At 65.1% G+C, this 25,813-nt stretch carries 24 protein-coding genes and 1 pseudogene; 4 read left to right on the forward strand and 21 right to left on the reverse strand.

The window, feature by feature from the left end:
• Positions 1 to 67 precede the first annotated feature (67 nt).
• The 3 genes from ACYJP6_RS02045 (at position 68) to ybaL (ending at position 3,166) form a co-directional block, all read left to right on the forward strand.
• Positions 68 to 826: an SDR family NAD(P)-dependent oxidoreductase gene (locus ACYJP6_RS02045; RefSeq protein ID WP_145008217.1), complete on the forward strand. Its 759-nt coding sequence runs from the start codon at positions 68 to 70 to the stop codon at positions 824 to 826.
• A 61-nt stretch (positions 827 to 887) separates the two neighbouring features.
• A complete protein-coding gene (locus ACYJP6_RS02050) occupies positions 888 to 1,370 on the forward strand; it encodes an acyl-CoA thioesterase (RefSeq protein ID WP_459472956.1) in 483 nt (160 codons plus the stop codon).
• A 74-nt stretch (positions 1,371 to 1,444) separates the two neighbouring features.
• The gene (gene ybaL / locus ACYJP6_RS02055) at positions 1,445 to 3,166 is read left to right on the forward strand and encodes a YbaL family putative K(+) efflux transporter (protein WP_459472958.1); all 1,722 of its coding nucleotides are present in this window, start codon (positions 1,445 to 1,447) and stop codon (positions 3,164 to 3,166) included.
• Here the strand turns inward: ybaL and ACYJP6_RS02060 are convergent.
• Entirely contained in the window at positions 3,163 to 4,101 is a 939-nt protein-coding gene (locus ACYJP6_RS02060; protein WP_459472960.1) for an energy transducer TonB, read from the reverse strand. The two genes, ybaL and ACYJP6_RS02060, sit on opposite strands and share 4 nt — an antisense overlap.
• Positions 4,102 to 4,265: 164 nt before the next feature.
• Entirely contained in the window at positions 4,266 to 5,222 is a 957-nt protein-coding gene (locus ACYJP6_RS02065; protein WP_459472962.1) for a CobW-like GTP-binding protein, read from the reverse strand.
• 51 nt (positions 5,223 to 5,273) lie between these two features.
• Here ACYJP6_RS02065 and ACYJP6_RS02070 point away from each other — a divergent pair, with 51 nt between their 5' ends.
• On the forward strand, positions 5,274 to 5,624 hold the full coding sequence (locus ACYJP6_RS02070; RefSeq protein WP_459472964.1) for an NADH:ubiquinone oxidoreductase: 351 nt from the start codon (positions 5,274 to 5,276) through the stop codon (positions 5,622 to 5,624).
• Positions 5,625 to 5,666: 42 nt separating this feature from the next.
• Here the strand turns inward: ACYJP6_RS02070 and ACYJP6_RS02075 are convergent, their stop codons facing one another.
• The 19 genes and pseudogenes from ACYJP6_RS02075 to yidC all read right to left on the reverse strand — a co-directional run bounded on the left by ACYJP6_RS02075 (position 5,667) and on the right by yidC (position 25,811).
• Positions 5,667 to 6,302 (reverse strand): LysE family translocator, encoded by a 636-nt coding sequence (locus ACYJP6_RS02075; protein ID WP_459472966.1) that lies wholly within the window; start codon positions 6,300 to 6,302, stop codon positions 5,667 to 5,669.
• Positions 6,303 to 6,504: 202 nt separating this feature from the next.
• Positions 6,505 to 8,340 (reverse strand): glutamine--fructose-6-phosphate transaminase (isomerizing), encoded by a 1,836-nt coding sequence (gene glmS / locus ACYJP6_RS02080; RefSeq protein WP_459472968.1) that lies wholly within the window; start codon positions 8,338 to 8,340, stop codon positions 6,505 to 6,507.
• Between the two features lie 67 nt (positions 8,341 to 8,407).
• Positions 8,408 to 9,187, reverse strand: a pseudogene (locus ACYJP6_RS02085) (DeoR/GlpR family DNA-binding transcription regulator); the annotation flags it as partial.
• 45 nt (positions 9,188 to 9,232) lie between these two features.
• On the reverse strand, positions 9,233 to 10,600 hold the full coding sequence (gene glmU / locus ACYJP6_RS02090; protein WP_459472970.1) for a bifunctional UDP-N-acetylglucosamine diphosphorylase/glucosamine-1-phosphate N-acetyltransferase GlmU: 1,368 nt from the start codon (positions 10,598 to 10,600) through the stop codon (positions 9,233 to 9,235).
• A gap of 155 nt (positions 10,601 to 10,755) precedes the next feature.
• Complete coding sequence (locus tag ACYJP6_RS02095) at positions 10,756 to 11,181, reverse strand: F0F1 ATP synthase subunit epsilon (protein ID WP_007160117.1); 426 nt, start codon at positions 11,179 to 11,181, stop codon at positions 10,756 to 10,758.
• A 38-nt stretch (positions 11,182 to 11,219) separates the two neighbouring features.
• Positions 11,220 to 12,596 carry a F0F1 ATP synthase subunit beta gene (atpD, locus tag ACYJP6_RS02100; RefSeq protein ID WP_140219704.1) on the reverse strand — a complete coding sequence of 459 codons (1,377 nt, stop codon included), beginning with the start codon at positions 12,594 to 12,596 and terminating at the stop codon, positions 11,220 to 11,222.
• Between the two features lie 30 nt (positions 12,597 to 12,626).
• Positions 12,627 to 13,490, reverse strand: a complete 864-nt coding sequence (gene atpG, locus ACYJP6_RS02105) for a F0F1 ATP synthase subunit gamma (RefSeq protein ID WP_059228661.1) — start codon at positions 13,488 to 13,490, stop codon at positions 12,627 to 12,629.
• Positions 13,491 to 13,538: 48 nt separating this feature from the next.
• On the reverse strand, positions 13,539 to 15,083 hold the full coding sequence (gene atpA, locus ACYJP6_RS02110) for a F0F1 ATP synthase subunit alpha (RefSeq protein WP_145008227.1): 1,545 nt from the start codon (positions 15,081 to 15,083) through the stop codon (positions 13,539 to 13,541).
• 18 nt (positions 15,084 to 15,101) lie between these two features.
• On the reverse strand, positions 15,102 to 15,638 hold the full coding sequence (locus tag ACYJP6_RS02115; protein WP_007160121.1) for a F0F1 ATP synthase subunit delta: 537 nt from the start codon (positions 15,636 to 15,638) through the stop codon (positions 15,102 to 15,104).
• A 12-nt stretch (positions 15,639 to 15,650) separates the two neighbouring features.
• Positions 15,651 to 16,121: a F0F1 ATP synthase subunit B gene (locus ACYJP6_RS02120; RefSeq protein WP_058761368.1), complete on the reverse strand. Its 471-nt coding sequence runs from the start codon at positions 16,119 to 16,121 to the stop codon at positions 15,651 to 15,653.
• Positions 16,122 to 16,176: 55 nt separating this feature from the next.
• Complete coding sequence (gene atpE / locus ACYJP6_RS02125) at positions 16,177 to 16,434, reverse strand: F0F1 ATP synthase subunit C (protein ID WP_003097235.1); 258 nt, start codon at positions 16,432 to 16,434, stop codon at positions 16,177 to 16,179.
• 139 nt (positions 16,435 to 16,573) lie between these two features.
• Positions 16,574 to 17,437, reverse strand: coding sequence for a F0F1 ATP synthase subunit A (gene atpB / locus ACYJP6_RS02130; protein ID WP_459472976.1), 864 nt, complete (start codon positions 17,435 to 17,437; stop codon positions 16,574 to 16,576).
• A gap of 16 nt (positions 17,438 to 17,453) precedes the next feature.
• Positions 17,454 to 17,858 (reverse strand): F0F1 ATP synthase subunit I, encoded by a 405-nt coding sequence (locus ACYJP6_RS02135; protein WP_459472978.1) that lies wholly within the window; start codon positions 17,856 to 17,858, stop codon positions 17,454 to 17,456.
• Between the two features lie 146 nt (positions 17,859 to 18,004).
• Entirely contained in the window at positions 18,005 to 18,877 is an 873-nt protein-coding gene (locus ACYJP6_RS02140; RefSeq protein ID WP_459472980.1) for a ParB/RepB/Spo0J family partition protein, read from the reverse strand.
• 9 nt (positions 18,878 to 18,886) lie between these two features.
• Positions 18,887 to 19,681, reverse strand: coding sequence for a ParA family protein (locus tag ACYJP6_RS02145; RefSeq protein ID WP_459472982.1), 795 nt, complete (start codon positions 19,679 to 19,681; stop codon positions 18,887 to 18,889).
• Between the two features lie 8 nt (positions 19,682 to 19,689).
• A complete protein-coding gene (rsmG, locus tag ACYJP6_RS02150; protein WP_459472983.1) occupies positions 19,690 to 20,334 on the reverse strand; it encodes a 16S rRNA (guanine(527)-N(7))-methyltransferase RsmG in 645 nt (214 codons plus the stop codon).
• Positions 20,334 to 22,226 carry a tRNA uridine-5-carboxymethylaminomethyl(34) synthesis enzyme MnmG gene (mnmG, locus tag ACYJP6_RS02155; RefSeq protein ID WP_459472985.1) on the reverse strand — a complete coding sequence of 631 codons (1,893 nt, stop codon included), beginning with the start codon at positions 22,224 to 22,226 and terminating at the stop codon, positions 20,334 to 20,336. The genes rsmG and mnmG overlap by 1 nt, the downstream gene beginning before the upstream one ends.
• A gap of 444 nt (positions 22,227 to 22,670) precedes the next feature.
• On the reverse strand, positions 22,671 to 24,032 hold the full coding sequence (gene mnmE, locus ACYJP6_RS02160) for a tRNA uridine-5-carboxymethylaminomethyl(34) synthesis GTPase MnmE (RefSeq protein ID WP_144961076.1): 1,362 nt from the start codon (positions 24,030 to 24,032) through the stop codon (positions 22,671 to 22,673).
• 63 nt (positions 24,033 to 24,095) lie between these two features.
• Complete coding sequence (gene yidC, locus ACYJP6_RS02165; protein ID WP_459472987.1) at positions 24,096 to 25,811, reverse strand: membrane protein insertase YidC; 1,716 nt, start codon at positions 25,809 to 25,811, stop codon at positions 24,096 to 24,098.
• Positions 25,812 to 25,813: the final 2 nt, after the last annotated feature.

Below are 25,813 nucleotides of genomic sequence, written 5' to 3' on the forward strand. Positions count from 1 at the left end.
GCCGCCGCTACTGAACGACCCCGCCTGGCCTGGGTCTGGATAAGGCCATCACTCTGGAGGATGCCCCATGAGCACTCCCGTCGTCCTGATCACCGGCGCCGCGGGCGGCCTCGGCCGCGCCCTGGCGCAACGCTTCGCCCAGAGCCGCTGGCGGGTCGCCGCGGCTGACCGCGATGCTGAAGGCCTGCACGGACTCAACGGCATCGTGGGCCTGGATTCCAGCGTGACCGCCGACATTTCCAGCGCCGAGGGCTGCCGCTCGCTGGTGAGCAAGGTGCTGGCCCGCACCGGGCGGCTGGATGCCCTGATCAACGCCGCCGGCATCTGGCGCGAGGGCGAGGTGGAGACCTTCAGCGAGGAGGACTACGACCTGGTGATGGCGGTCAACCTCAAGGCCACTTTCTTCATGTGCTCGGCCGCCATCCCCTTCCTCAAGGAAAACCGCGGCGTCATCATCAACGTCGCCAGCGGAGCCGGCCGCCAACCCATCGCCGGTGCGGCGGCCTATGGCGCGGCCAAGGCCGCGGTGCGCTTCTTCAGCCAGAACCTGGCGGTGGAGCTCGCCCGCGACGGCGTGCGGGTCAATGCCGTCTCGCCGGGCGACATCGATACCCCCATGCTGGATTTCCAGGCGGCGCACTATGGCAGCGGCGATCCCGCGGGCTACCGGCGCAACCTGCTTAACCGCTATCCCCAGGGTGATACCGCACGCTTCATCCAACCCGAGGAAGTGGCCGAGTTCGTCTATTTCCTCTGCCAACCCCAGGCCGCCGCCATCTCGGGTGCCGACCTGCCGATCGACTTCGGCCTGTCCGCCGGCCGCTGATCCCGCTGTGACAGACGGCGCCAGCGCGCCGTCTACCGCTTTTATCCTCGAGGATTCATCCATGGAAGCCGGCAACCACCAGTTGAGCATGACCATCCTGATGACGCCGGACCTGGCCAATTTCTCCGGCAATGTCCATGGCGGTGCCCTGCTCAAGCACCTCGACGAGGTGGCCTACGCCTGTGCCAGCCGCTATGCCGGACGCTATGTGGTGACCCTGTCGGTGGACCAGGTGATCTTTCGCGAGCCGGTGCATGTCGGTGAACTGGTGACCTTCCTGGCCTCGGTGAACTACACCGGGACCACCTCGATGGAAATCGGCGTCAAGGTCATCACCGAGAACATCCAGCAGCGTTCGGTCCGCCACACCAACAGCTGCTTCTTCACCATGGTAGCGGTGGACGAGAACGGCAAATCCTGCCCGGTTCCCCAGCTCGAACCGGTGACGGCGGACGAGAAGCGTCGTTGCGTGCAGGCTCAGCAGCGCCGGCAGATCCGCCGGGAACTTCAGGAGCGCTATCAGGCACTCAAGGAAACCTATTGAGTTTTGCCGGTTAGGTCGCCGTCGTTCGACGGCAGCGGCTCCAGGATCTGGCAATCCAAATCCCTGGAGCCCGCATGGCGCACGACACCCCGCTCATTTCCACCCTGGCGATCGGCCTGGTCCTGGCCTTCGTCTTCGGCACCCTGGCCACTCGCCTGCGGCTGCCACCGATCGCCGGCTATCTGCTCGCCGGGGTCATTGCCGGCCCCTATACGCCGGGCTTCGTCGCCGACCCTGAACTGTCCAGGGAGCTGACCGAGATCGGCGTCATCCTGCTGATGTTCGGCGTGGGCCTGCATTTCTCCATCAAGGACCTGCTGGCGGTCAAACGCATCGCCATCCCCGGTGCCATCGTCCAGATCGCCGTGGCCACCCTCATGGGCATGGGCGTGAGCCATGTCCTCGGCTGGGGGCTGGGAAGCGGCCTGGTCTTCGGCCTGTCCCTGTCGGTGGCCAGTACCGTGGTGCTGCTGCGGGCGCTGGAAGAGCGCCAGATGGTGGAGAGCCGCCGCGGGCGCATCGCCGTGGGCTGGCTGATCGTGGAAGACCTGCTGATGGTGCTGGCCCTGGTGATCCTGCCGGCCCTGGCCGGGCCCCTGGGTGGCGACGGCGGCGAGGAGCCCGGTCAGAGTCTGGGGCTGGAACTGGGCCTCACCGCGCTCAAGGTCGGTGCCTTCATCACCCTGATGCTGCTGGTGGGCCGGCGATTCATCCCCTGGCTGCTGGCGCGGGTGGTGCGCACCGGTTCGCGCGAACTCTTCACCCTGGCGACCCTGGCCATCGCCATGGGTATCGCCTATGGCTCGGCCTCGCTGTTCGGCGTCTCCTTCGCCCTGGGTGCCTTCTTCGCCGGCATAGTCCTCAACGAATCGGAGCTCAGCCACGATGCCGCGGAAAACTCGCTGCCCCTGCGCGAGGCCTTCGCCGTGCTGTTCTTCTTCTCGGTAGGCTGCCTGTTCGATCCGGAGATCCTGCTGGAACGACCCTGGGCGGTACTGGCGACGGTGGCGGTCATCGTCTTCGGCAAATCCATCGCCGCGACGCTCATCGTCCTGGCCTATCGCCGTCCGCTCAGCGTGGCCCTGACCATCGCCGCCAGCTTGGCGCAGATCGGTGAATTCTCCTTCATCCTCGCCAGCCTCGGGCTGTCGCTGAAGCTGCTCGACCAAGGCGCCCACGACCTGATCCTGGCCGCCGCCATCATTTCCATCGTCCTCAATCCGCTGCTGTTCCACGGCATCGATCTGCTGCAGCCCTGGATGGAGCGCCGCGAAGGCCGCCGGCTGATCAATGCCAAGGGCAAGCATGCCCCGGAGCTGGACGACGACGAGCCCGATCCCGTGCAGCACAGGGGGCATCTGGTGCTGGTGGGCTATGGCCGGGTGGGACGCTATATCTGCGACCGTCTGAATGGCGAGGGTCCGCCCCTGATCGTGATCGCCGACGAGCCCGACCACGTCACGGCCTTACGGCAGCAGGGCTTCAAGGCCATCCTGGGCAATGCGACCCAGGACAAGGTGCTGGCCCGGGCCAAACTCAAGGAAGCGCGGGCGCTGCTGCTGGCGATACCCAATGGCTTCGAAGCGGCGGAGATCGCCCGTCGGGCTAGGGAGCTCGCCCCGGACCTGCACATCCTCGCCCGCGCGCACCACGACGACGAGATCCGGCATCTGGAAAGTCATGGCGTGGACGAGGTGATCATGGGCGAACGTGAAATCGCCCATGGCATGTTCCGCTACCTGGGCCTGAAACGGCCCGGCGAGGCCGAGGCGGAGCCCGAAGGCTCCGCGGCCTAGCGGCGCTGGATCTTGAAGTTGAAGGTCTTGGTGGCCTTGCGCGGCACGATCTGGCCGCCGGATACCCGCGGCGCGAAGCGCCATTCGCCGAGCACGTCGAGCACGGCGCGTTCCAGCTGCTTATTCGAGGCCTCCAGCACCTGGATATCGGCGAGGCGCCCGTCGGCGGTCACGGTGAACATCACCCGCACCTCGCCCCCTACCCCACGGCGACGCAGGATTTCCGGATACTCCGGTGGCGTCATCTTGATCGGCCGAATGTCGGCGTCATCGATGCTACCGGTCGGCAGGCCCGCCGTCTTCGGCGGACCGGGAGGCGCGGCCGCCGGTGTCGGCTGACTGGGTGCCGCCGTGGTGGCCGGCGCGGGTGCCGGTGTCGGTGCCGCCTCGGCGACGGGTTCAGGCGTGGGCTCGACCTTCTTCGGCAGCGGCTTCTGCTGGCTGTGCTCGACCGGCTTGGGCTTCGGCTTGGGTTTGGGCTTTTCCACCACCGGCTTGGGTGGCTCCACCGGTTTCGGCGGTTTCGGCGGTTCCACGGGCTTGGGCGGCTCCGGCGGCGGCGGTTCGGGTTGTGGCGGCGGTGGCGCGGGCGGTGCCGGTGTGGGCGCGGGTGGCTCCGGCACCGGCTTGGGCAGCTGGATGAAGCTGACCTGCATGGGCTCGTCGCCCTTGGCGATCTTCAGCTCCGGGGGCGTCTGAACCACCAGGAACAGCGCCGCGGCCATGCTGGCATGCATGATCAGCGACAGGGCAGAGGCAGTGCCCCAACCACGGCCACGTGGCGGCTGTTCACCCGGCTCGGCGGCCCCAACCGAGGTGAGGGCTGGGGTGAGGATCTCTTCGTTTCGCTCCGGCATCCGGAACGACAGGATGGTGGCGGAAGACTCGCCACGGTTGGCGTTGACCCCGGCGACCGGTTCCACATCGCCCACCATGGCGGCCCTGTTGGGTCCTTGGATGGATTCGACGTGTTCGCCGTCGGAACGCTCAGCGACTACGGTCGGTTCAGGTCGGGCAAGGGGCGTCGGAGCCATGGGAACTATACGCAGAGGAAGTCAATTTAATAATCATTATCATTAACCGAACAAATTTGGCAACCTCAAATGTCGCGAATGGTCCCGCGTATCCCCTTTTCGAGGGCCTCTAGGTCTGGCATTTCCGCCAGGATCAATTCCAACCGATTGTCCCTGCGCCAGAGGGTCGGCTCCCAGCGTCCCTCCTGGGCGACCCCGTTGTAGGCCTGCCAGCCGTCTGCCAACTGCAGGCAGGCCTTCAACCGCAGCAGACCCGGGAGCTCCGCCAGCAGGGCCAGCAGCGCGGGACCTGCGAAGCTATGGCTCGGATGCCAGCGCCAGCCGAGGGCATGCTGCCCTTCCTGCGTATGGCTGAATCTCAGCGGTCGACCGGGCAGCAACAGTGCCTGAGGTGGCATGGTGCCGACCGGCTCGGGTAGCTCACCGCTTCCTGGCGCGGTGGCGGTCGTCCCTGGCAGGTCTTCCAGGGTGATCCTGCCCCCCGAGGTCCAGTACAGCGGCCGGTCGCGCAGCGACGGAGGCAGCATCGTGCGATCCAGGTCCTCGCTCTTGTTGAGCACGAGCAGGCCGGCCAGCTTCAGGGCCTGTTGCTGGTCGGCCGCCAGTGGCTGGCCGCCGACCAGTTGCCGGGCATCCACCACCCAGACCAGCGGCTGCAAGGTCAGCACCCCGGCCCAGGGCGGCGCCTGGAGCTGGCGATAGAGACTGGCCGGATGCCCCAGGCCGGAGGGTTCGATGAACAGCCGCTGTGGCCGGGCCCGCCGCAGCAGGCGGGTCAGGGCCACCTGCAGGGGCACACCCTGGACGCAGCACAGGCAACCACCCGGCACCTCGGCGATGGCTAGGCCGTCGTCAGTGGTGGTCATGAGCGCTGCATCAAGGCCGATCTGACCGAATTCGTTGACCAGGATGGCCCAGCGCTCGTCATCGGGACGCTGGTCGAACAGCTGGCGGATCAGGGTCGTCTTGCCGGCGCCCAGGGGACCGGCGATCACATGGGTCTTGATATCGGCTAGGCGCATGGCGAAAGGTCGAATGCTAGAGTGGCGGTTTCGTCTGGGAGGTTGGCTGGAATGCGGCGACTGTTGATTACCCTGGCCCTGTTGCCGTCACTGGCGCTCGCCGATGCCTGCGTGATCCGCAGTCGCCAGGGCAGTGTGGACGTGCAGGTCTGCCAGAGCAACATCGACATCCCCGCCCAATTGTTCCACGAGGGCTTCTGCCAACCCCAGCTCAAGGGCCAGCAGACCGAGGTCCGCTTCGTCGCGCGGTGCCCGGTGGGCGAGATCGGCATCTGCCAGGGTGCCCGCAGCCCGGGTGTGCCCTATCGACAGGATATCCACTACTACGGCGAACCCGGCGACGGGCGTTTCCTCGCCGTCGCCTGTGTCCAGCAGAACCGGGGCAGTTGGCGGGTACCCTGACGGATTCCAGCATCCAGCGCCGGGGAGAGCCCGGAGCGTTACTCAGGCTACCTTTGCCTGAACGGTGAACAAACTCGCCCCCAAGGCCACGAAGGAAGCGCCGAACAGTCGGTTCATCAGGCGGGCATGACTGGGCGCGGCGAGCTGGCGCCGGAGTACCCGGGCCAGGATCACATAGCAGCCATGGGAAAGCATCGAGCAGGCGGCGAAGGTCAAGACGAGAATGCCCAACTGGGCGTGCGAGTCACCGCCCGAGCGGATGAACTGTGGCAGGAACGCGGCGAAGAACAGAATCGCCTTGGGGTTGGTCAGCGCCACCAGGATACCGTTGAACAGCAGTCTGCGGTTGGACAGCGTCCGCCTTGCCGGCTGTTCGAGGCCGTCAAAGGCGCTGGTACGGCTTTGCCATTGCCGGAAGCCCAGGTAGATCAGGTAGCTCGCGCCCAGTACCTTGAGCAGCAGGAAGGCGCTAGCCGAGGCTTGCAGCAGCACCCCCAGCCCGGCACTGGTGGCGGTCGAGATCACCAGCAAGCCAAGGGCATTGCCGATCGAGCCGAGCATCGCCCGCCGCGGCCCGTAGGCCACCGAGTTGGAGAGCGCCATGATCACTCCGGGACCCGGCGTGAGGGTAACCAGCAGGGCGACTGCGACGAAACCCAACCAATCGTGGAGCAACATCCCTTCACCTCGCCTGGACAACTTTCCTTGAATCACCGGGGTAGCCTGCGCTCAGGCAGGGACGCCTACCCTCGGACCTACTGTACACCTCAACCAGTGCCTGGAGCCCAGCTTGCTCGGAGGCCATGCCAGGGACGGTACCCTCGGCTTACCGGCCCCCGCACTGGCTTGGCTCTGCAGGCGTTCCACGTGGAACCTGGGTTTATTCCACGGTCACCGATTTCGCCAGGTTGCGTGGCTGGTCGACGTCGGTGCCCTTGAACACCGCCACGTGGTAGGACAGCAGCTGCAAGGGGATGGTGTAGAGGATCGGCGACAGGGCATCGTGGATGTGCGGCATGGGCACGATACGGGTGCCTTCGCCCTGCTCGAAGCCGGCACGCTCGTCGGCGAAGACGATCAGCTGGCCACCCCGGGCGCGCACTTCCTGCAGGTTGGACTTGAGCTTTTCCAGCAGCTCGTTGTTGGGCGCCACCGTCACCACCGGCATGTCGGCATCCACCAGCGCCAGGGGACCATGCTTGAGTTCGCCGGCCGGATAGGCCTCGGCGTGGATGTAGGAGATCTCCTTGAGCTTGAGCGCGCCCTCCATGGCCACCGGGTACTGCTCGCCACGCCCGAGGAACAGGGTGTGATGCTTCTCGGCAAAGGACTCCGCCAGCTTCTCCACGGTCTTGTCCATGGCCAGGGCTTCGTCCAGCCGCGCCGGCAGCCGGCGCAACTCCGCTACCAGCTCGGCCTCGATCCCGGCATCCAGCCGCTGCTGGCAGCGCCCCAGGCTCAGGGTCAGCAGGAGCAGCGATACCAGCTGGGTGGTGAAGGCCTTGGTCGAGGCCACGCCGATCTCGGGACCGGCCTGGGTCAGGAAGCTCAGCTGGGATTCGCGCACCAGGGAGCTGGTCGCCACGTTGCAGATCGCCAGGCTGCTCAGGTAGCCGGATTGCTTGGCCATGCGCAGGGCGGCCAGGGTGTCGGCCGTCTCGCCGGACTGGGAGATGGTGACGAACAGGGTGTCCGGGCTGACGGCGACGCGGCGATAGCGGAATTCGCTGGCCACTTCCACCTGGCAGGGAATCCCCACGTACTCCTCGATCCAGTAGCGCGCCACCGAGCCGGCATGGAAGCTGGTGCCACAGGCGACGATCTGCACCTGGCGAACCTTGGCGAACAGCTCGGCGGCGGACGGACCGAAGGCCTCGGGCAGGACCTGGCCATCGCCCAGGCGCCCTTCCAGGGTGCGCTGGACCACGCTGGGCTGCTCGTGGATCTCCTTGAGCATGAAGTGGCGATAGGCGCCCTTGTCGGCGGCCTCGCTGCCCTCGTGGTACTGCACCGTCTCGCGCTGGACCGGCGCTCCGTTCACGTCCCAGAGCTTGACCTGATCCAGACGGATCTCGGCGACGTCGCCCTCCTCCAGGTAGACGAAGCGATCCGTCACCTGGCGCAAGGCCAGTTGGTCGGAGGCCAGGTAGTTTTCGCCCAGGCCCAGGCCGATTACCAGGGGGCTGCCGCTGCGGGTCGCCACCAGGCGATCCGGCTGCTGGCGCCAGACCGCCGCCAGGCCATAGGCGCCGTGCAACTCCTTGACCGCTGCCTTGAGCGCCGTGGTCAGGTCGCCGCTGTCCTGCAACTTCAGGTGCAACAGGTGGACGATGACCTCGGTGTCGGTCTGGGAGGTGAAGACATAGCCCTGGGCCTTGAGCTGGGTACGCAGGGCCTCGTGGTTCTCGATGATGCCGTTGTGGACCACGGCCACGTCACCCCGGGAGAAATGCGGGTGGGCATTGGCCTCGGTGGGTGCGCCATGGGTGGCCCAGCGGGTATGGGCGATCCCCAGGCGGCCCGCCAGGGGATCGGCGAGCAAACCGGCTTCCAGTTCGCTGACCTTGCCGATGCGGCGCAGCCGCTGCAGCTCGCCCTGGGCATCCAGCAGCGCCAGACCGGCGCTGTCGTAGCCGCGGTATTCCAGGCGCTTGAGGCCCTCGACCAGAATGGCGGTGATGTTACGCTCGGCAATGGCGCCGACGATTCCACACATGCTTACCTCCCGTTGCCTGTCTTATCCACAGCGACCTTTCGGTGCCGCCTGTGGATGAGCTGATTGTCTAGTTTTCCACAGCCGCACGCACGACCTGCACACCCCGCTTGGCGATCGCCTGGGCCGCCTCAGGCGGGAGGCGTTCATCGGTGATGAGCACGTCCACTCTTTCCCAAGGTAGTTCCAGATTCGGAATCCGCCTGCCCAGCTTATCGGCCTCAGCCATGACCACCACTTCACGGGCTACCTCGGCCATGACGCGCGACAGCGACAGGTGCTCGTTGAAAGTGGTGGTACCGCGTTCGGGGTCGAGCCCATCGGCGCCGATGAACAGCTGGTCGAAGTCGTAGGAACGCAGCACCTGCTCGGCGACCTGGCCCTGGAAGGATTCCGAATGCGGATCCCAGGTCCCGCCGGTCATCAGCAGCATGGGCTCCTGTTCCAGCTCGCGCAGGGCCGTGGCCACCTGCAGGGAATTGGTCATGACCACCAGCCCGGGGCGACGGTCGAGCTGGGGAATCAGCGCTGCCGTGGTGCTGCCACAGTCGATGATGATCCGGGCATGCTCACGCAGACGCTGGGCGGCGGCCCGGGCGATGGCCTGCTTCCAGGGCGAGGCCTGGGGTGGCGCCTCGGCCAGCAATTCCTGGGGCATGGCCACCGCGCCGCCATAGCGACGCAAGAGCAGGCCATTGCGCTCGAGGGCGGCCAGGTCCTTGCGGATGGTGACCTCGGAGGTCTCCAACTGGCGGGCCAGTTCGTCGACGCTGACCTCGCCCTGCTGCTGGAGCTGGGCGAGGATGGCATGGCGACGCTGAGCAGTATTGCGACGGGTCATAAATTTCGATTCGAAAGATAATGGATCGAATCAAAACCTAATAGCAGACATTCGTCAAGCCTTGGGTGCCTTCTTCGGGCGCTGCCAACCCACCTTGTTGACTTGGCGGGCACGGCCCAGCGCCAGCGCGGCCGCCGGAACATCGGCAGTGATGACCGATCCTGCCGCCGTGGTAGCCCCTTCACCCAAGGTGACCGGAGCCACCAGCGAGCTGTTGGAACCAACGAAAACATCCGCGCCAATTTCGGTTCGAAACTTGTTGGCCCCGTCATAGTTGCAGGTGATGGTGCCTGCGCCTATGTTGCTGCCCGCGCCTATGCTGGCGTCGCCCAGGTAGGTGAGATGGCCGGCCTTGGCGCCGTCCTGCAGATGGGCGTTCTTCAACTCGACGAAATTGCCCACATGGGCCTTGCTGCCCAGCTCGCTGCCAGGACGCAGCCGGGCGAAGGGACCGACGTCGGCGCCCTCCCCGACCACCGCGCCGTCCAGATGGCTGTTGGCCTTGATGAGGGCACCGCGCTTGAGGACGCTGTCCTTGATCACGCAATTCGGGCCGATCACCACGCCGTCTTCCAGCACCACTCGGCCTTCGAGGATGACATTGATGTCGATGGAGACATCCCGCCCGGCCTCGACCTGGCCACGCTGGTCGAAGCGCAACGGGTCCAGCAGGGTCACGCCCTGCAACATCAGGCGCTCGGCAGCGCGCAGCTGGTAGTGACGCTCCAGTTGCGCCAGTTGCCGGCGATCGTTGGCACCCTGGACTTCCATGGCATCCGCCGGCTGGCTGGTGGCGATGGTCAGGCCGTCCGCCACCGCCAGGGCGATGACGTCGGTCAGGTAGTACTCGCCCTGGGCGTTGCTGTTGGAGAGCCGGCCCAGCCAATCCGCCAGGCGGTGACCGGGGACGGCGAGAATACCGGTGTTGCCTTCGCGGATGGCACGCTGGGCCTCGCTGGCGTCCTTGTGCTCGACGATGGCGGTCACCCGCCCCTCGCCGTCGCGGAGGATGCGGCCATAGCCGGTGGGATCGTCCAGTTCCACGGTCAGCAGCGCGAGATGCTGGTCATCCACCTGCTGCAGCAGGCGCTGCAGGGTCTCGGTCTGGATCAGCGGCACATCGCCATAGAGGATCAGCACCCGCTCCGCCGTCAGCGCCGGCGCCGCCTGGGCCACCGCATGCCCGGTACCGAGCTGCTCGGCCTGGAGCACGAAGCTCACGTCGTCCGCCGCCAGCTGCTGGCGAACCTGGTCGGCGCCATGGCCGATCACGACGTGGATACCCTTTGGCGCCAGCTCGCGGGCGCGGTCGAGGACATGCCCCAGCATGCTGCGACCGGCCACGGGATGCAGCACCTTGGGTAGAGCGGATCTCATGCGGGTGCCCTGGCCAGCAGCCAGGATGACGATTTCCAGGGACATCGGAACCTCGGAGACAGGAGAAAGAGAGGGGCCGGCGAGCGAGGGCAACAAGCACCCAGGTGCGACGACCATGCGGAATGTTTCGCGCCACTTTTCGGGCGACAAAAGAAAAGGGTAGCCGAAGCTACCCTTGTCGTTACAGCCTGACCTTGCGCTTAGCGCTTGGCCTGCCGCTTGAGCTGCTGGATGGTGCGCAGCTGGGCGGCGGCTTCGGCGAGCTGAGTGGCGGCAGCGGTGTAGTCGAACTCCGTGCCCTTGTCGCTCAGTGCTGCCTCGGCGCGCTGCTTGGCTTCCAGAGCGGCAGCCTCGTCGATGTCACCGGCGCGGCTGGCGGTATCGGCCAGCACTTCGACGACATTCGGCTGCACTTCCAGGAAACCGCCGGAGATGTAGAACACCTCCTCGGCACCCCCGGCCTTGACCAGGCGAATGGGGCCCGGCTTCAGATCGGTGAGCAGCGGCGCATGGCCCGGGGCGATACCCAGATCACCCAGGTGGCCGTGGGCGATGATCATCTCCACCGCGCCGGAGAAGATTTCCCCTTCCGCGCTGACGATGTCGCATTGGACTGTCTTGGCCATAGCGTGCCTCTAAGAGCGCCCGTCGCCGGGCGCGGCAGTTACAGTTTCTTGGCTTTCTCGATGGCTTCGTCGATGCTGCCGACCATGTAGAACGCCTGCTCCGGCAGGTGATCGTAGTCACCGCGCAGAATCCCGGAGAAGCCGGCGATGGTGTCCTTGAGGGACACGTACTTGCCGGGCGAACCGGTGAAGACTTCGGCCACGAAGAACGGCTGGGACAGGAAGCGCTGGATCTTACGAGCGCGGGATACCAGCTGCTTGTCGGACTCGGACAGTTCGTCCATGCCCAGGATCGCGATGATGTCCTTCAGCTCCTTGTAGCGCTGCAGCACGTACTGGACGCCGCGAGCGGTGTCGTAGTGCTCCTGGCCGATCACGTTCGGGTCCAGCTGGCGCGAGGTGGAGTCCAGGGGATCGACCGCCGGGTAGATACCCAGGGAGGCGATGTCACGGGACAGAACCACGGTGGCGTCCAGGTGGGCGAAGGTGGTCGCCGGGGACGGGTCGGTCAAGTCATCCGCAGGTACGTAGACGGCCTGGACGGAGGTGATCGAACCCAGCTTGGTGGAGGTGATGCGCTCCTGCAGGACACCCATCTCCTCGGCCAGGGTCGGCTGGTAGCCCACCGCGGACGGCATACGACCCAGCAGCGCGGACACTTCGGTACCGGCCAGGGTGTAGCGGTAGATGTTGTCGACGAACAGCAGGACGTCACGGCCTTCGTCACGGAATTTCTCGGCCATGGTCAGGCCGGTCAGGGCCACGCGCAGACGGTTGCCCGGCGGCTCGTTCATCTGGCCATAGACCAGGGCGACCTTGTCCAGAACGTTGGAGTCCTTCATCTCGTGGTAGAAGTCGTTCCCTTCACGGGTACGCTCGCCCACGCCGGCGAACACGGAATAACCGCTGTGCTCGATGGCGATGTTACGGATGAGCTCCATCATGTTGACGGTCTTGCCCACGCCGGCGCCGCCGAACAGGCCGACCTTGCCGCCCTTGGCGAAGGGGCAGACCAGGTCGATGACCTTGATGCCGGTTTCCAGCAGATCGTTACCACCGGCCTGCTCCGCATAGGACGGGGCCTTGCGGTGGATTTCCCAACGCTCTTCCTCGCCGATGGGGCCGGCTTCGTCGATGGGGTTGCCCAGCACGTCCATGATGCGGCCGAGGGTCTTGACGCCGACCGGGACCTTGATGGCCTCGCCGGTGTTGCCCACGTCCAGGCCACGCTTGAGGCCTTCGGTGCTACCCATGGCGATGGTACGGACCACGCCGTCGCCCAGCTGCTGCTGGACTTCCAGGGTGGTTTCGGCACCCTGCACCTTGAGGGCGTCAAAGACGCGCGGTACCGCGTCGCGCGGGAATTCCACGTCGATCACGGCGCCGATGATTTGTACGATACGTCCGCTACTCATTTCGCGTTCCTCGAATGTTTAAGCTGTCCGTCAGACCGCGGCGGCGCCGCCGACGATTTCCGAAATTTCTTGGGTGATCGCAGCCTGGCGAGCCTTGTTGTAGACCAGCTGCAGCTCCTTGATGAGATCGCCGGCGTTGTCGGTGGCGTTCTTCATCGCGATCATCCGCGCGGCCTGTTCACTGGCAGCGTTCTCGACCACGGCCTGGTACACCTGGGATTCCACGTAGCGCACCAGCAGACCGTCGAGCAGGGTCTTGGCGTCGGGCTCGTAGAGGTAGTCCCAGTGCTTGCCTTGCAGCTCACCGCCCTCGGTCGGCACCAGCGGAACCAGCTGCTGGATGGTCGGCTTCTGGGTCATGGTGTTGACGAAGACGTTGGACACCACGTACAGACGGTCGATACGGCCGTCCAGGTAGGCATCCAGCATCACCTTGATGCTGCCGATCAGATCGCCGATCGCCGGGGCTTCGCCGAGGTGGCTGATGGCCGCGACCACGTTGCCGCCGAAGCTGCGGAAGAAGGAGGCACCCTTGGCCCCGATCACCGCCAGATCGATTTCCACACCCTTGCCGCGCTGGTCGCTCATGTCGCGGACCAGAGCCTTGAACAGGTTGGTGTTCAGACCACCGGCCAGACCCCGATCGGAGCTGACCACGATGTAACCGACGCGCTTGACCTCGCGTTCCACCATGAAGGCATGGCGGTACTCGGGGTTGGCGTTGGCCAGGTGGCCGATCACAGCGCGGATGCGCTCGGCATAAGGCTTGCTGGCAGCCATGCGGGCCTGGGCCTTACGCATCTTGCTGACCGCAACCTTTTCCATGGCGCTGGTGATCTTCTGTGTGCTTTTGATGCTCGCGATCTTGCCGCGAATCTCTTTTGCGCCTGCCATGTGACACCTATCGGGTTGGCAAACGGGGGCTGGCGCCCCCGTCGCGGCTTACCAGGTTTGCGTGGCCTTGAACTTCTCGATTCCCGCCTTGATGCCGGCGTCGATCTCGTCGTTGAAGTCGCCCTTCACGTTGATCTTGGCCATCAGGTCGGCGTGATCGCGGTTGAAGTAGGCGATCAGGGCCTGCTCGAAGCTACCGATCTTGTCCAGGGACACGTCGCTCAGGAAACCACGCTCGGCAGCGTACAGGCTCAGGGACATCTCGGCGATGGACATGGGCGCGTACTGCTTCTGCTTCATCAGCTCGGTGACGCGCTGACCATGCTCGAGCTGCTTGCGGGTGGCTTCGTCCAGGTCCGAGGCGAACTGGGCGAAGGCCGCCAGTTCACGGTACTGGGCCAGCGCGGTACGGATACCGCCGGACAGCTTCTTGATGATCTTGGTCTGGGCCGCACCACCCACACGGGATACCGAGACACCGGCGTTGACCGCCGGGCGGATGCCCGAGTTGAACAGGCCGGCTTCCAGGAAGATCTGGCCGTCGGTGATGGAGATCACGTTGGTCGGAACGAAGGCGGACACGTCGCCGGCCTGGGTCTCGATGATCGGCAGCGCGGTCAGCGAGCCGGTCTTGCCGGTCACGGCGCCGTTGGTGAACTTCTCGACGTAGTCGGCGGAGACGCGGGAGGCGCGCTCGAGCAGACGGCTGTGGAGATAGAACACGTCGCCGGGATAGGCTTCACGGCCCGGCGGACGACGCAGCAGCAGGGAGATCTGGCGATAAGCTACGGCCTGCTTGGACAGATCGTCATAGACGATCAGGGCGTCTTCCCCGCGGTCGCGGAAGTATTCGCCCATGGTGCAACCCGAGTAGGGTGCCAGGAACTGCAGGGCCGCCGATTCGGACGCACTGGCTGCCACCACGATGGTGTTGTGCAGAGCGCCGTTCTCTTCCAGCTTGCGCACCACGTTGGCGATGGTCGACTGCTTCTGACCGATGGCGACGTAGACGCAGCGGATGCCGCTGTTCTTCTGGTTGATGATGGCATCGATCGCCATGGCGGTCTTGCCGATCTGACGGTCACCGATGATCAGCTCACGCTGACCGCGGCCAACCGGGATCATGGCATCGACGGCCTTGTAGCCGGTCTGCACCGGCTGGTCGACCGACTGACGCCAGATCACGCCCGGTGCGACCTTCTCGACGGCGTCGGAGGCGCTGGCGTTCAGCGGACCTTTGCCATCGATGGGGTTGCCCAGGGCGTCGACGACGCGGCCCAGCAGTTCCGGACCGACCGGGACTTCCAGGATGCGGCCGGTGCACTTGGCGCTCATGCCTTCGGCCAGACCCAGGTAGCTACCCAGGACCACGGCGCCGACGGAGTCCTGCTCCAGGTTCAGTGCCATGCCGTAGATGCCGCCGGGGAATTCGATCATTTCGCCGTACATGACGTCGGCCAGACCGAAGATCCGCACGATACCGTCGGAGACGCTGACGATGGTGCCTTCGTTGCGGGCTTGCGAGGTCACGTCGAGTTTCTCGATGCGACCCTTGATGATTTCACTAATTTCGGAAGGATTGAGTTGCTGCATGCTACTGCCCCTTCAAACTCAAGGTTTCAACGCTTCGGCCAGTTGCGCGAGCTTGCCGCGAACGGAGCCATCGATTACCAAGTCGCCGGCGCGGATAACCACACCACCGATCAGGCTCGCATCCTCGGATGCATTTAGTCGCACTTGTCGACCTAGCCTTGCGCTGAGAGCCTTGGCGAGTTTGTCTTGCTGTTCGTCGCTCAGGGCGAAAGCACTGGTGACTTCCGCCTCGATGGATTTTTCCTGCTCGGCCTTGTACGCCTCGTAGATCTCGGCGATGGCCGGGAACAGGTCGATCCGGTTGTTTTCTGCCACGGTCCGAACGAAGTTCTGGGACTGTGCATCCAGCTGATCGCCACATACGTCGATGAGCAATCCGGCCTTGGCGTCCGCAGTCAACTGCGGCTGCTGAAGCAGCTGGCGCACGGTCCCATCTTGGGATACCGCGGCGAGCAGTCCGAGCGCGGCCGACCATTGGGTCAGCTGCTGCTGGGACTGTGCGAACTCGAAAGCCGCCTTGGCATAGGGCCGGGCCAGCGTGTTCAGTTCTGCCATTGGTGGCCTCGCTTAGATTTCCGCTGCCAGTCGGTCGACCAACTGGGCATGAGCATTGGCATCAACGGTCGATCCGAGGATCTTCTCGGCGCCGGCCACGGCCAGCACGCCGACGCGAGCACGCAGGGCGTCCTTCGCGCTGTTGATTTCCTGCTCGATTTCCGCCTGAGCCTGCGCCTTGATCCGGTCGCCTTCGGCACGGGCCTTGGCCTGTGCGTCCTCGACGATCTGAGCGGCACGCTTGTTGGCTTGCTCGATGATCTCGGCTGCCTGGCCCTTGGCTTCGTTCACTTTCTGGTTGGCTTGCTGCTGTGCCACTTCCAGATCACGAGCCGCGCGGTTGGCAGCGTCAAGGCCATCGGCAATCTTCTTCTCACGCTCACGCAGCGCCGAGATGATCGGCGGCCACACGTACTTCATGCAGAAGAGCACGAAGATGAAGAAGGCAACGGACTGGCCTATCAGGGTTGCATTAATGTTCACGCCAACACCTCGCTCGTTCGTTGTCCATCAGTCCTGCCTACACCCGGGAGGGTGATCAGCCGGCGATCTGACCAACGAAGGGGTTAGCGAAGGTGAAGAACAGGGCGATACCAACACCGATCATGGTCACGGCGTCGAGCAGACCGGCGACGATGAACATCTTGACTTGCAGCATCGGAACCATTTCCGGCTGACGAGCGGCGCCTTCGAGGAACTTGCCACCCAGCAGACCGAAGCCAATGGCGGTACCCAGAGCGCCCAGGCCAATCAGCAGAGCAACGGCGATCGCGGTCAAACCAACTACAGTTTCCATCTTTCCTCCCGACTTTTTTAGTCGTCTTGGTTAAGGTTGAAGCGAAAAAGTTTTCCCAAGTTACCCGGCGGACAGGGCCCGCCGGGACTCACGGCAGAACCGCCTCCGGGCGCCGTCAGCAGCGCCCGGGGGCCATTCCTTAGTGACTTTCTTCGTGCGCCATCGACAGGTAGACGATGGTCAGCATCATGAAGATGAAGGCCTGCAGGGTGATGATGAGGATGTGGAACACCGCCCACGCCCACTGCAGCACGATGCCCAGGCCACCCAGCGCCACGCCATTGGCGAACATGATGGCGATGAGGATGAAGATCAGCTCGCCAGCATACATGTTGCCGAACAGTCGCAGCGCCAGCGAGATCGGCTTGGCGATCAGGGTGACGAATTCGAGCAGGAAGTTGACCGGGATCAGGATGATCTGCAGCAGCATGTTCTTGCTGCTGAAGGGGTGCAGGGTCAGCTCGCCGAAGAAGCCGCCGATGCCCTTCATCTTGATGCTGTAGAAGATCAGCAGGGCGAACACCGACAGGGCCATGCCCAGGGTGGCGTTCGGGTCGGTGGTCGGCACCACGCGGAAGTAGGTGTGCTCGCCGAACAGCATGCCGGCCAAGGACGGCAGCCAGTCCACCGGCACCAGGTCCATCAGGTTCATCAGGAAGATCCAGACGAAGATGGTCAGGGCCAGGGGCGCGATCAGGGCGTTCTTGCCATGGAAGGTGTCACGGACGCTGCCGTCGACGAACTCGACCAGCACCTCGACGAAGTTCTGCAGACCGCCGGGCTGACCGCTGGTGGCCTTCTTGGCGACGCTGCGGAACAGCACCAGGAAGATCAGACCCAGCACGACCGACCAGCCGAGGGTATCCAGGTGGAAGGCCCAGAAGCCCATTTCCTTAGCTTCAGCGGGGGTGTGGGCGAAGCTCCAGCCGTTCACCGGGTGCATACCATAGGTCAGGTTCTGCAGGTGGTGCTGGATGTAGCCCGAAGCGGAGTCTGCTGCCATGTGTGCCTCGAATGCCTTAAGGTCTAGTCGGTTTTTTCAGTAGCAGGGGCGCGCCGGCATTGACCATCAGCGTCAACAGGTAGACGCCGAACAGTGCAGGAGCCGAAAGCGGTTTTACCCCGGCAAACGTCAGTGCAAAGAGCACTGCCGTGAGAATCAGTTTGCCCGCCTCGCCCGCGTAGAAAGAGCGGACGATGGCTTGGGCGGCATGGGCGCCGCGATAGCGGAACGCCTTGAACGAAAAATACAGATTGGGCAGCCAGGCAATCAGCCCGCCCAACAATCCGGAATACCCGGCGACCTTACCGACGAAGCAAGACAAGACAACGGCGGCACACAACGCGACGGCCAGTTGGACGAGCAGCAGGCGAAAGGCAGGCTGGTGATGGAAGGGCAGGCGTTTGGGCGTGCGGCGCTCCATCGGCTCGAAGTCCTCTGGTGTCGGCTTAATAGTTGTTTTCACTGGCATGCTTTGTGCCGACAAAAAGCGGGCAAAGTATAGGGGCGCGTCCGGAGGGGTTCAAGCCACCCCGGACAGATTGCCGCCCAGCCTTGCAGGCATTTGTGTCAGCGAATGTGCGCCAGTACGCCTTGAAGTTCGTCCAAAGAGGTATAGCGGATCACCAGTTGCCCCTTGCCCTTCTCGCCATGGCGAATCTGCACGTTGGCGCCCAAACGTTCGGCCAGACGCTGCTCCAGCCGGCTGATGTCGGGATCCACCACCGCGGCCTTCTCGCCCGCTTCCGCTCCGCTGAGCCACTGGCGGACCAGGGCCTCGGTCTGGCGGACCGTCAGCCCCCGTGCGACAACGTGCCGCGCCCCTTCGGCCTGGCGGGCCTTGGGCAGGCCGAGCAACGCCCGGGCATGGCCCATTTCCAGCTCACCCTTGGCCAGCAGTTCCTTGGCCTCTTCGGCCAGGGCCAGCAGGCGCAGCAGGTTGGTCACACCCGAGCGCGACTTGCCGACCGCCTCGGCCACCTGGGCCTGGGTCAGCTCGAATTCGTCCTGCAACCGCTGCAGGGCCATGGCCTCTTCCAGCGGGTTGAGGTTCTGCCGCTGGATGTTTTCGATCAGCGCCAGGGCGATGGCGACCTGGTCGGGCACGTCGCGGACCAGGGCGGGGATACGGTCCAGCCCCGCCTGCTGGCTGGCACGCCAGCGGCGCTCGCCGGCGATGATCTCGTAGCGACCCTCGCCGATGGCGCGCACCACGATGGGTTGCATCAGCCCCTGGACGCGGATGGAGTTGGCCAGCTCTTCCAAGGCGGCCGGATCCATGTGCCGGCGCGGCTGGTACTTGCCGCGCTGGATGATGTCCACCGGTAGCGATTGCAGCTCGCTGACCGGTGTGGCGGCGGCCTGCTCCTGCAGGACCTTGACGCTGGCACCGCCGAGCAGGGCATCGAGGCCGCGGCCCAGTCCTCGTTTCTTCACAGCCATGGGGATTCCTTAGGCAGTCTTGGCGGTGCGAGCCGCCTTGCGCTGACGTTTGACCAGCTCGCTGGCCAGCTCCAGGTAGGCCGCGGCCCCCTTGGAACTCTTGTCGTAGACCAGGGCGGGCATCCCGTAGCTGGGCGCCTCGGCCAGACGGACGTTGCGCGGAATGATGGTTTCGTACAGCTGGTCGCCGAAGTGCTGCTTGAGCTGAGCGGCGACGTCGTTGGCCAGGCCGATGCGTGGATCGAACATGGTGCGCAGCAGGCCTTCGATCTTCAGCTGCGGATTGAGCCGCTGGGCGATGTGCTGAATGCTGCCGATCAGGTCGGTCAGGCCTTCCAGGGCGAAGTACTCGCACTGCATGGGGATGATCACGCCATCGGCGGAGACCAGGCCGTTGATGGTCAGCATCGACAGCGACGGCGGGCAGTCGATCAGCACGTAGTCGTAGTTGTCCCGCACCGGCGCCAGGGCGTCGCGCAGGCGGCTTTCGCGCCCGGGCAATTCCAGCAGCTCGACTTCCGCGGCAGTGACGTCGCGGTTCGAGGGCAGCAGCTGGTAGCCGCCGTGCTCGGAGAAGTGCATGGCGTCCAGCAGGCCGCAGGCCCCGGTGAGGACGTCGAGCACCGAATGCTCCAGGGCGTGCTTGTCCACCCCGCTGCCCATGGTGGCGTTACCCTGGGGATCGAGGTCGATCAGCAGCACCTTGCGCCGGTTGGTGGCGGCCAGGGAAGCGGCGAGATTGATGCACGTCGTGGTCTTGCCCACCCCGCCCTTCTGGTTGGCTATCGCGTAAACCTTGGCCATGTACCGCCTTACCCCTCTCCAATCGTGCGGCGCAGTATCAGCAAGTGCCGCTGGCCTTGGCAACCGGGAACCGCGAGGACGTGCGCCGCCGCAACCCGGAAATCCGCTGGTAGCTTGGCCAGCTCGTCGTCGGGGTGCAGCCCCTTCATCGCCAGCCACTGTGTTTGGTCGTCGCCCAGGTGCCGCGTCCAGTTGGCGAAGTCGTCGATGGCGCTGAACGCCCGCGAGACGATGCCGGTGAAGGGCGTGGCCGGCTGGAAGGCCTCGACGCGGGCGTGGACCACCTCGAGATTGTCCAGGCCCAGCTCGATCTTGGCCTGGGTCAGGAAGCGGGTCTTCTTGCCGTTGCTATCGAGCAGGGTGAAGCGCGAGTCGGGGAAGAGGATCGCCAAGGGAATGCCCGGCATGCCGCCGCCGCTGCCGACGTCGAGCCAGCGTCCGTTCACCACGTGGGGGACGATGCTGAGACTGTCCAGCAGGTGTCGCGAGACCATCTCGCCCGGATCGCGCACCGCGGTGAGGTTGTAGGCCTTGTTCCACTTGACCAGCAGGTCCAGGTAGCCCAGCAGTTGCTCTTCCACGACTGCGGACAGCGCCACCCCCAGGGTCTCGGCGCCCTGGCGCAGTTCCTTGGCTTGGATCGCGCTGGCCATCAGGCGCTGTGCTCCAGGCTGCGGCCGGCGCTGCGCTTCTTCAGGTGGATCAGCAGCAGCGAGACCGCCGCCGGGGTCACCCCCGGAATGCGCGAGGCCTGGCCCAGGGTTTCCGGACGGGCCTGGCTCAGCTTGTGCTGGATCTCCTTGGACAGGCCGGAGATGCTGGCGTAGTCGAGTTCGGCCGGCAGCGCCACGGCGTCGCTGGCGCGCAGCCGCTGGATCTCGTCCTGCTGGCGATCGATGTAGCCGGCGTACTTGGTCTTGATCTCGATCTGCTCGGCGACCTGGGCCTCGGCCGGCGTCTCGCCCACCGCGGCCATCAGCCCGGGGTAATCGATCTCCGGCCGGGCCAGCAGGTTCTGCAGGTTGTATTCGTGGTTCAGCGGCGTGCCGAAGCGCTCGGCCACCGCGGCGCCCTGGGGGGTGCCCGGACGGATCCAGGTCGCCTTGAGGCGCTGTTCTTCCAGGGCGATGCCTTCACGCTTGGCTTCGAACAGCGCCCAGCGCTGATCGTCCACCAGGCCCAGCTCGCGGCCCTTCTCGGTCATGCGCAGGTCGGCGTTGTCCTCGCGCAGGATCAGCCGGTATTCGGCACGCGAGGTGAACATCCGGTAGGGCTCCTGGGTGCCCAGGGTGATGAGGTCGTCCACCAGCACGCCGAGGTAGGCCTCGTCGCGGCGCGGACACCAGGCCTCGCGGCCCTGGGCGCGCAGCGCGGCGTTGGCGCCGGCCAGCAGGCCCTGGGCACCGGCTTCCTCGTAACCCGTGGTGCCATTGATCTGGCCGGCGAAGAACAGGCCGGCAATGACCTTGGTCTCCAGGCTGTACTTGAGATCCCGCGGATCGAAGAAGTCGTATTCGATGGCGTAGCCGGGTCGCAGGATATGGGCGTTCTCCATGCCGCGCATGGAGCGCACCACCTCGAGCTGCACATCGAAGGGCAGCGAGGTGGAGATGCCGTTGGGATAGAGCTCGTGGGTGGTCAGGCCCTCGGGTTCGAGGAAGACCTGGTGGCTGTCCTTGTCGGCGAAGCGGTGGATCTTGTCTTCGATGGACGGACAGTAGCGCGGCCCTACCCCTTCGATCACGCCCGAGTACATGGGCGAACGATCCAGGTTGGCGCGGATGATGTCGTGGGTGCGCGCATTGGTGTGGGTGATCCAGCAGCTGACCTGCGCCGGATGCTGCTCGCGATTGCCGAGGAAGGACATCACCGGCAGCGGCGTGTCCCCCGGCTGCTCGGTCATCACCGAGAAATCCACCGAACGGCCATCGATGCGTGGCGGCGTGCCGGTCTTCAGCCGCGAGACGCGCAGCGGCAATTCACGCAGGCGCTGGGCCAGGGCGATGGCCGGCGGATCACCCGCGCGTCCACCGCTGTGGTTCTGCAGGCCGATGTGGATAAGACCACCGAGGAAGGTCCCGGCAGTCAGTACCACATTGTCCGCATGGAATTTCAGGCCCATCTGGGTGATCACGCCGGCGACGCGATCGCCCTCGACGATGAGATCGTCGCAGGCCTGCTGGAATATCCACAGGTTCGGCTGGTTTTCCAGCGTATAGCGGATGGCCGCCTTGTACAGCACGCGATCGGCCTGGGCGCGGGTAGCGCGGACGGCAGGTCCCTTGCGGCTGTTGAGAATACGGAACTGGATGCCGGCGAGATCCGTCGCCGCGGCCATGGCGCCGCCCAGGGCATCGATCTCCTTGACCAGATGGCTCTTGCCAATGCCGCCGATGGCGGGGTTGCAGCTCATCTGGCCGAGAGTTTCCACATTATGCGTGAGCAGCAGGGTGCGCACACCCATGCGAGCGGCCGCCAGGGCCGCTTCGGTACCGGCATGGCCGCCGCCGATCACGATGACGTCGAAACGGGAAGGAAAGTCCACCACGCACCTCGTGCCTGTTGGCAGGAATTCGAAGGAAAGCCGGCAAGTATAAGGCTTGGACTCCGCTTGCAGAAGAGGTCCTGGCCAAAAAATGACCAGTCGGCAGCGCAGACGCTCAATATAAACAATAGGGAAGAAATGTTTAAAAGGACTGATATAGAGCTTATGTATATGCAGGCCCTTCGCTGTGGATAAGCCTTTGCAGCCCTTGGCAGCCCTGACCTGGGGACAACTTGAACCTGGTGTGTGTCCTGTGCTGTGGATGAATACAAGCTCTCAGCATCCTGTGGACCCTTTACCCGCTTATCCACAACGCCAGTCATGGACAGTTCGTGCACCGATTTATGGGCAGACCTCAGGCAGGGTTATCAACAGGGCTCTGGAAAGGGGAGATGAGGACAGCCAAGGCCTGCGTTGCACAGGCCGGGAACGGCGGAAGGGAGGCTATTTGCCGATGCAGAAGCTGGAGAAGATGCGCCCGAGCAGGTCGTCGGAGCTGAAGGCGCCGGTGATCTCGCCAAGCACCTGCTGGGCCTGGCGCAAGTCTTCGGCCAGCAGCTCGCCGGAGCCGGCCAGGGTGAGTTGGCGATAGCCGTGGTCCAGGGCGCTGGCGGCCCGCTGTAGGGCATCCAGATGGCGGCGGCGGGCGCTGAAGCCGCCTTCGGTGGTCTGTTCGAAGCCCATGCAGGCCTTGAGATGCTCGCGCAGGGCTTCGATACCGGCGCCATCGGTGGCGCTGAGACTGATCTCGACCGGCTCGGTCGCCAGCAGCCCGGTGGGCTCACCGGTGAGGTCGGCCTTGTTGCGGATCACCGTCAGCTTGTCCAGCGGCGGCCGGGTGCTGAGCAGTTCCGGCCAGAGCGCCTGGGGATCCCGGGCTTCCGGAGCGCTGGCGTCCACCACCAGCAGCACCCGGTCGGCGCCGGCAATGGCATCCAGGGCGCGCTGGACCCCGATCTGCTCGACCCGGTCGCTGGTGTCGCGCAAGCCGGCGGTATCGACCACATGCAGCGGCATGCCGTCGAGGTGGATATGTTCGCGCAGGACATCGCGGGTGGTGCCGGCGATGTCGGTGACGATGGCGGCCTCACGCCCGGCCAGGGCATTGAGCAGGCTGGACTTGCCGGCATTGGGGCGGCCGGCGATTACCACGGTCATGCCGTCGCGCAGTAGGGCGCCGCGGTTGGCTTCGCGCTGGACCTGGTGCAGTTCGGCCTGGACGCCCTCCAGCAGGCCCTGGACCCGACCATCGGCGAGGAAGTCGATCTCCTCTTCCGGAAAGTCGATGGCCGCCTCGACGTAGATCCGCAGGCGGATGAGCTGCTCGACCAGGCTTTCCACCCGCCGGGAAAACTCGCCCTGCAGCGAGCGCAGGGCATTGCGTGCCGCCTGTTCGGTACTGGCCTCGATGAGATCAGCGATGGCTTCGGCCTGGGCCAGGTCGAGCTTGTCGTTGAGGAAGGCGCGCTCGCTGAATTCACCCGGGCGGGCCAGGCGTGCGCCTTCTTCCAGGGTGCGGCGCAGGAGCAGGTCGAGGATCACCGGGCCGCCATGGCCCTGCAGCTCCAGCACGTCTTCGCCGGTGAAGGAATTCGGCCCGGGAAAGAACAGCGCGATGCCGGCGTCCAGCACGCTGCCGTCGGCGGCGAGGAAGTTACCGTAGTGCGCATGCCGCGGCGGCAGTTCGCGGCCGCAGATCGCACGCGCCAGGGGCGCCGCCAGCGGCCCGGAGACGCGGACGATGCCGACCCCGCCGCGCCCGGTGGCGGTGGCGATGGCGGCGATGCTGTCGGAAGGCAGGGACATGACGATCCTCCAGAAAGCACGACGCCCCAATCAAGGGGCGTCGTGTGGATAACGTGAGCGGGGTCAGGCCTTCTTGCTGGCCGCCTCGATCTTCCGGGTAATGTACCACTGCTGCAGGATCGACAGGCAGTTGTTGACGATCCAGTACAGCACCAGGCCGGCCGGGAACCACAGGAAGAAGAAGGTGAAGACGATGGGCATCATCTTCATCACCTTGGCCTGCATGGGATCCGGCGGCGCGGGGTTGAGCATCTGCTGGACCAGCATGGTGCCGCCCATGATGATCGGCAGGATGAAGAAGGGATCCTTGGCCGAGAGGTCGGTGATCCAGAACATCCAGGGCGACTGGCGCATCTCGACGCTTTCCAGCAGCACCCAGTACAGCGCCAGGAACACCGGCATCTGCACCACGATGGGCAGGCAGCCACCCAGCGGATTGATCTTCTCCTTGCGGTACAGCTCCATCATCGCCTGGGACATCTTCTGGCGATCATCGCCATGCTGTTCCTTCAGCGCCTGCAGCCGCGGGCCGACGGCACGCATGCGCGCCATGGAACGGTAGCTGGCGGCGGACAGCGGGAAGAACAGCATCTTGATGATGATGGTCAGGACGATGATCGACCAGCCCCAGTTACCCAGGATGCTGTGGATGTGCTGCAGCAGCCAGAAGATCGGCTGGGCGATGAACCACAGGAAGCCGTAGTCGACGGTCAGTTCCAGGCCGTGGGACAGGGTCTTGAGGTGCTCCTGGATCTTCGGACCGGCGTAGAGGGTCAGGGAAGTCTCCGTCTTGCCACCGGCCGGCACGCTCAGCTGCGGACCGGTGAAGCCGACGATGTAGTTGCCCTGGGCATCCTTGCGGGTGGTGATCTGGTGCTGCTCGTCCTTGTTCGGCACCCAGGCGGTGACGAAGTAGTGCTGCAGCCAACCGACCCAGCCGCCCTGCACGGATTCCTGCAGGCGGTTCTTGTCCATGTCGCTCATGGACACCTTGCGGTAGGGCTCGGCCGGGGTACCGACCGCGGCGCCCAGGTAGGTGGACACGCCGGTGGCAGTGGTGGCCGAGGGATCGCCGCTCTTGTCCCGCTTGAGCTGGGCATAGAGCACGCCGTTCCAGGCGCTGGCGCTCTGGTTGTCGATCAGGTAGCTGACCTGGATCTGGTAGGCGTCCGGGTTGATGCAGGTGATCTTCTTCTGCGCCTTCTCGGCGTCCGAGCAGTCGACCTTCAGGCCACGGTGGAAGGTGAATCTCTTGGTGTAGTCGACCCCATTGGCCTGGTACTTGAGATCCACCACCAGCTGCGGCTGGCCATCGGCGAGCACGTAGCTGGACTTGGCCGAGCTGTACAGCGGGCGACCGGCGCTGTTGGCGTCGGGACCGTTGGCGCCGGTCAGGCCGCTCTGGGCCAGGTAGAGACGCTCGTTGCCGTTGTCGAACAGCATGAAGGGAACGTCGGGATGGTCCTGGCGCTGGGGATACTGCACCAGTCCGAGCTGGACGATGTCGCCACCGCGCGGATCGATGGCCAGGTCGAGGACGTCGGTACGCACCTTGATGAGCGCGGTGCTCGGCTGGGCGGCCGTGTTATCCACCGGGGCGGCAGCCTTGGCATCCGCCGGTACGTCGGTGGGCACGTTGGGGGTATCGCCCGGCAGGACGCTGGTCTGCGTCTTGGCCGTGGGCAGATCGGCCTGGCCGTAATCCTTGTTCCACTGGAAAACCAGGGTGTAGGACACGATCGCCAAGGCGGCAATGAGTAGCGGGCGCTTGATATCCATGT

This window comes from Pseudomonas sp. No.117 (genome assembly GCF_054558395.1).

Bases quoted from the DNA above. Each gene is read 5' to 3' on its own strand.
- ACYJP6_RS02045 (WP_145008217.1), top strand. From the start codon at position 68: ATGAGCACTCCCGTCGTCCTGATCACCGGCGCCGCGGGCGGCCTCGGC.
- ACYJP6_RS02050 (WP_459472956.1), top strand. From the start codon at position 888: ATGGAAGCCGGCAACCACCAGTTGAGCATGACCATCCTGATGACGCCG.
- ybaL (WP_459472958.1), top strand. From the start codon at position 1,445: ATGGCGCACGACACCCCGCTCATTTCCACCCTGGCGATCGGCCTGGTC.
- ACYJP6_RS02060 (WP_459472960.1), bottom strand. From the start codon at position 4,101: ATGGTGGGCGATGTGGAACCGGTCGCCGGGGTCAACGCCAACCGTGGC.
- ACYJP6_RS02065 (WP_459472962.1), bottom strand. From the start codon at position 5,222: ATGCGCCTAGCCGATATCAAGACCCATGTGATCGCCGGTCCCCTGGGC.
- ACYJP6_RS02070 (WP_459472964.1), top strand. From the start codon at position 5,274: ATGCGGCGACTGTTGATTACCCTGGCCCTGTTGCCGTCACTGGCGCTC.
- ACYJP6_RS02075 (WP_459472966.1), bottom strand. From the start codon at position 6,302: ATGTTGCTCCACGATTGGTTGGGTTTCGTCGCAGTCGCCCTGCTGGTT.
- glmS (WP_459472968.1), bottom strand. From the start codon at position 8,340: ATGTGTGGAATCGTCGGCGCCATTGCCGAGCGTAACATCACCGCCATT.
- glmU (WP_459472970.1), bottom strand. From the start codon at position 10,600: ATGTCCCTGGAAATCGTCATCCTGGCTGCTGGCCAGGGCACCCGCATG.
- ACYJP6_RS02095 (WP_007160117.1), bottom strand. From the start codon at position 11,181: ATGGCCAAGACAGTCCAATGCGACATCGTCAGCGCGGAAGGGGAAATC.
- atpD (WP_140219704.1), bottom strand. From the start codon at position 12,596: ATGAGTAGCGGACGTATCGTACAAATCATCGGCGCCGTGATCGACGTG.
- atpG (WP_059228661.1), bottom strand. From the start codon at position 13,490: ATGGCAGGCGCAAAAGAGATTCGCGGCAAGATCGCGAGCATCAAAAGC.
- atpA (WP_145008227.1), bottom strand. From the start codon at position 15,083: ATGCAGCAACTCAATCCTTCCGAAATTAGTGAAATCATCAAGGGTCGC.
- ACYJP6_RS02115 (WP_007160121.1), bottom strand. From the start codon at position 15,638: ATGGCAGAACTGAACACGCTGGCCCGGCCCTATGCCAAGGCGGCTTTC.
- atpE (WP_003097235.1), bottom strand. From the start codon at position 16,434: ATGGAAACTGTAGTTGGTTTGACCGCGATCGCCGTTGCTCTGCTGATT.
- atpB (WP_459472976.1), bottom strand. From the start codon at position 17,437: ATGGCAGCAGACTCCGCTTCGGGCTACATCCAGCACCACCTGCAGAAC.
- ACYJP6_RS02135 (WP_459472978.1), bottom strand. From the start codon at position 17,858: ATGGAGCGCCGCACGCCCAAACGCCTGCCCTTCCATCACCAGCCTGCC.
- ACYJP6_RS02140 (WP_459472980.1), bottom strand. From the start codon at position 18,877: ATGGCTGTGAAGAAACGAGGACTGGGCCGCGGCCTCGATGCCCTGCTC.
- ACYJP6_RS02145 (WP_459472982.1), bottom strand. From the start codon at position 19,681: ATGGCCAAGGTTTACGCGATAGCCAACCAGAAGGGCGGGGTGGGCAAG.
- rsmG (WP_459472983.1), bottom strand. From the start codon at position 20,334: ATGGCCAGCGCGATCCAAGCCAAGGAACTGCGCCAGGGCGCCGAGACC.
- mnmE (WP_144961076.1), bottom strand. From the start codon at position 24,032: ATGTCCCTGCCTTCCGACAGCATCGCCGCCATCGCCACCGCCACCGGG.
- yidC (WP_459472987.1), bottom strand. From the start codon at position 25,811: ATGGATATCAAGCGCCCGCTACTCATTGCCGCCTTGGCGATCGTGTCC.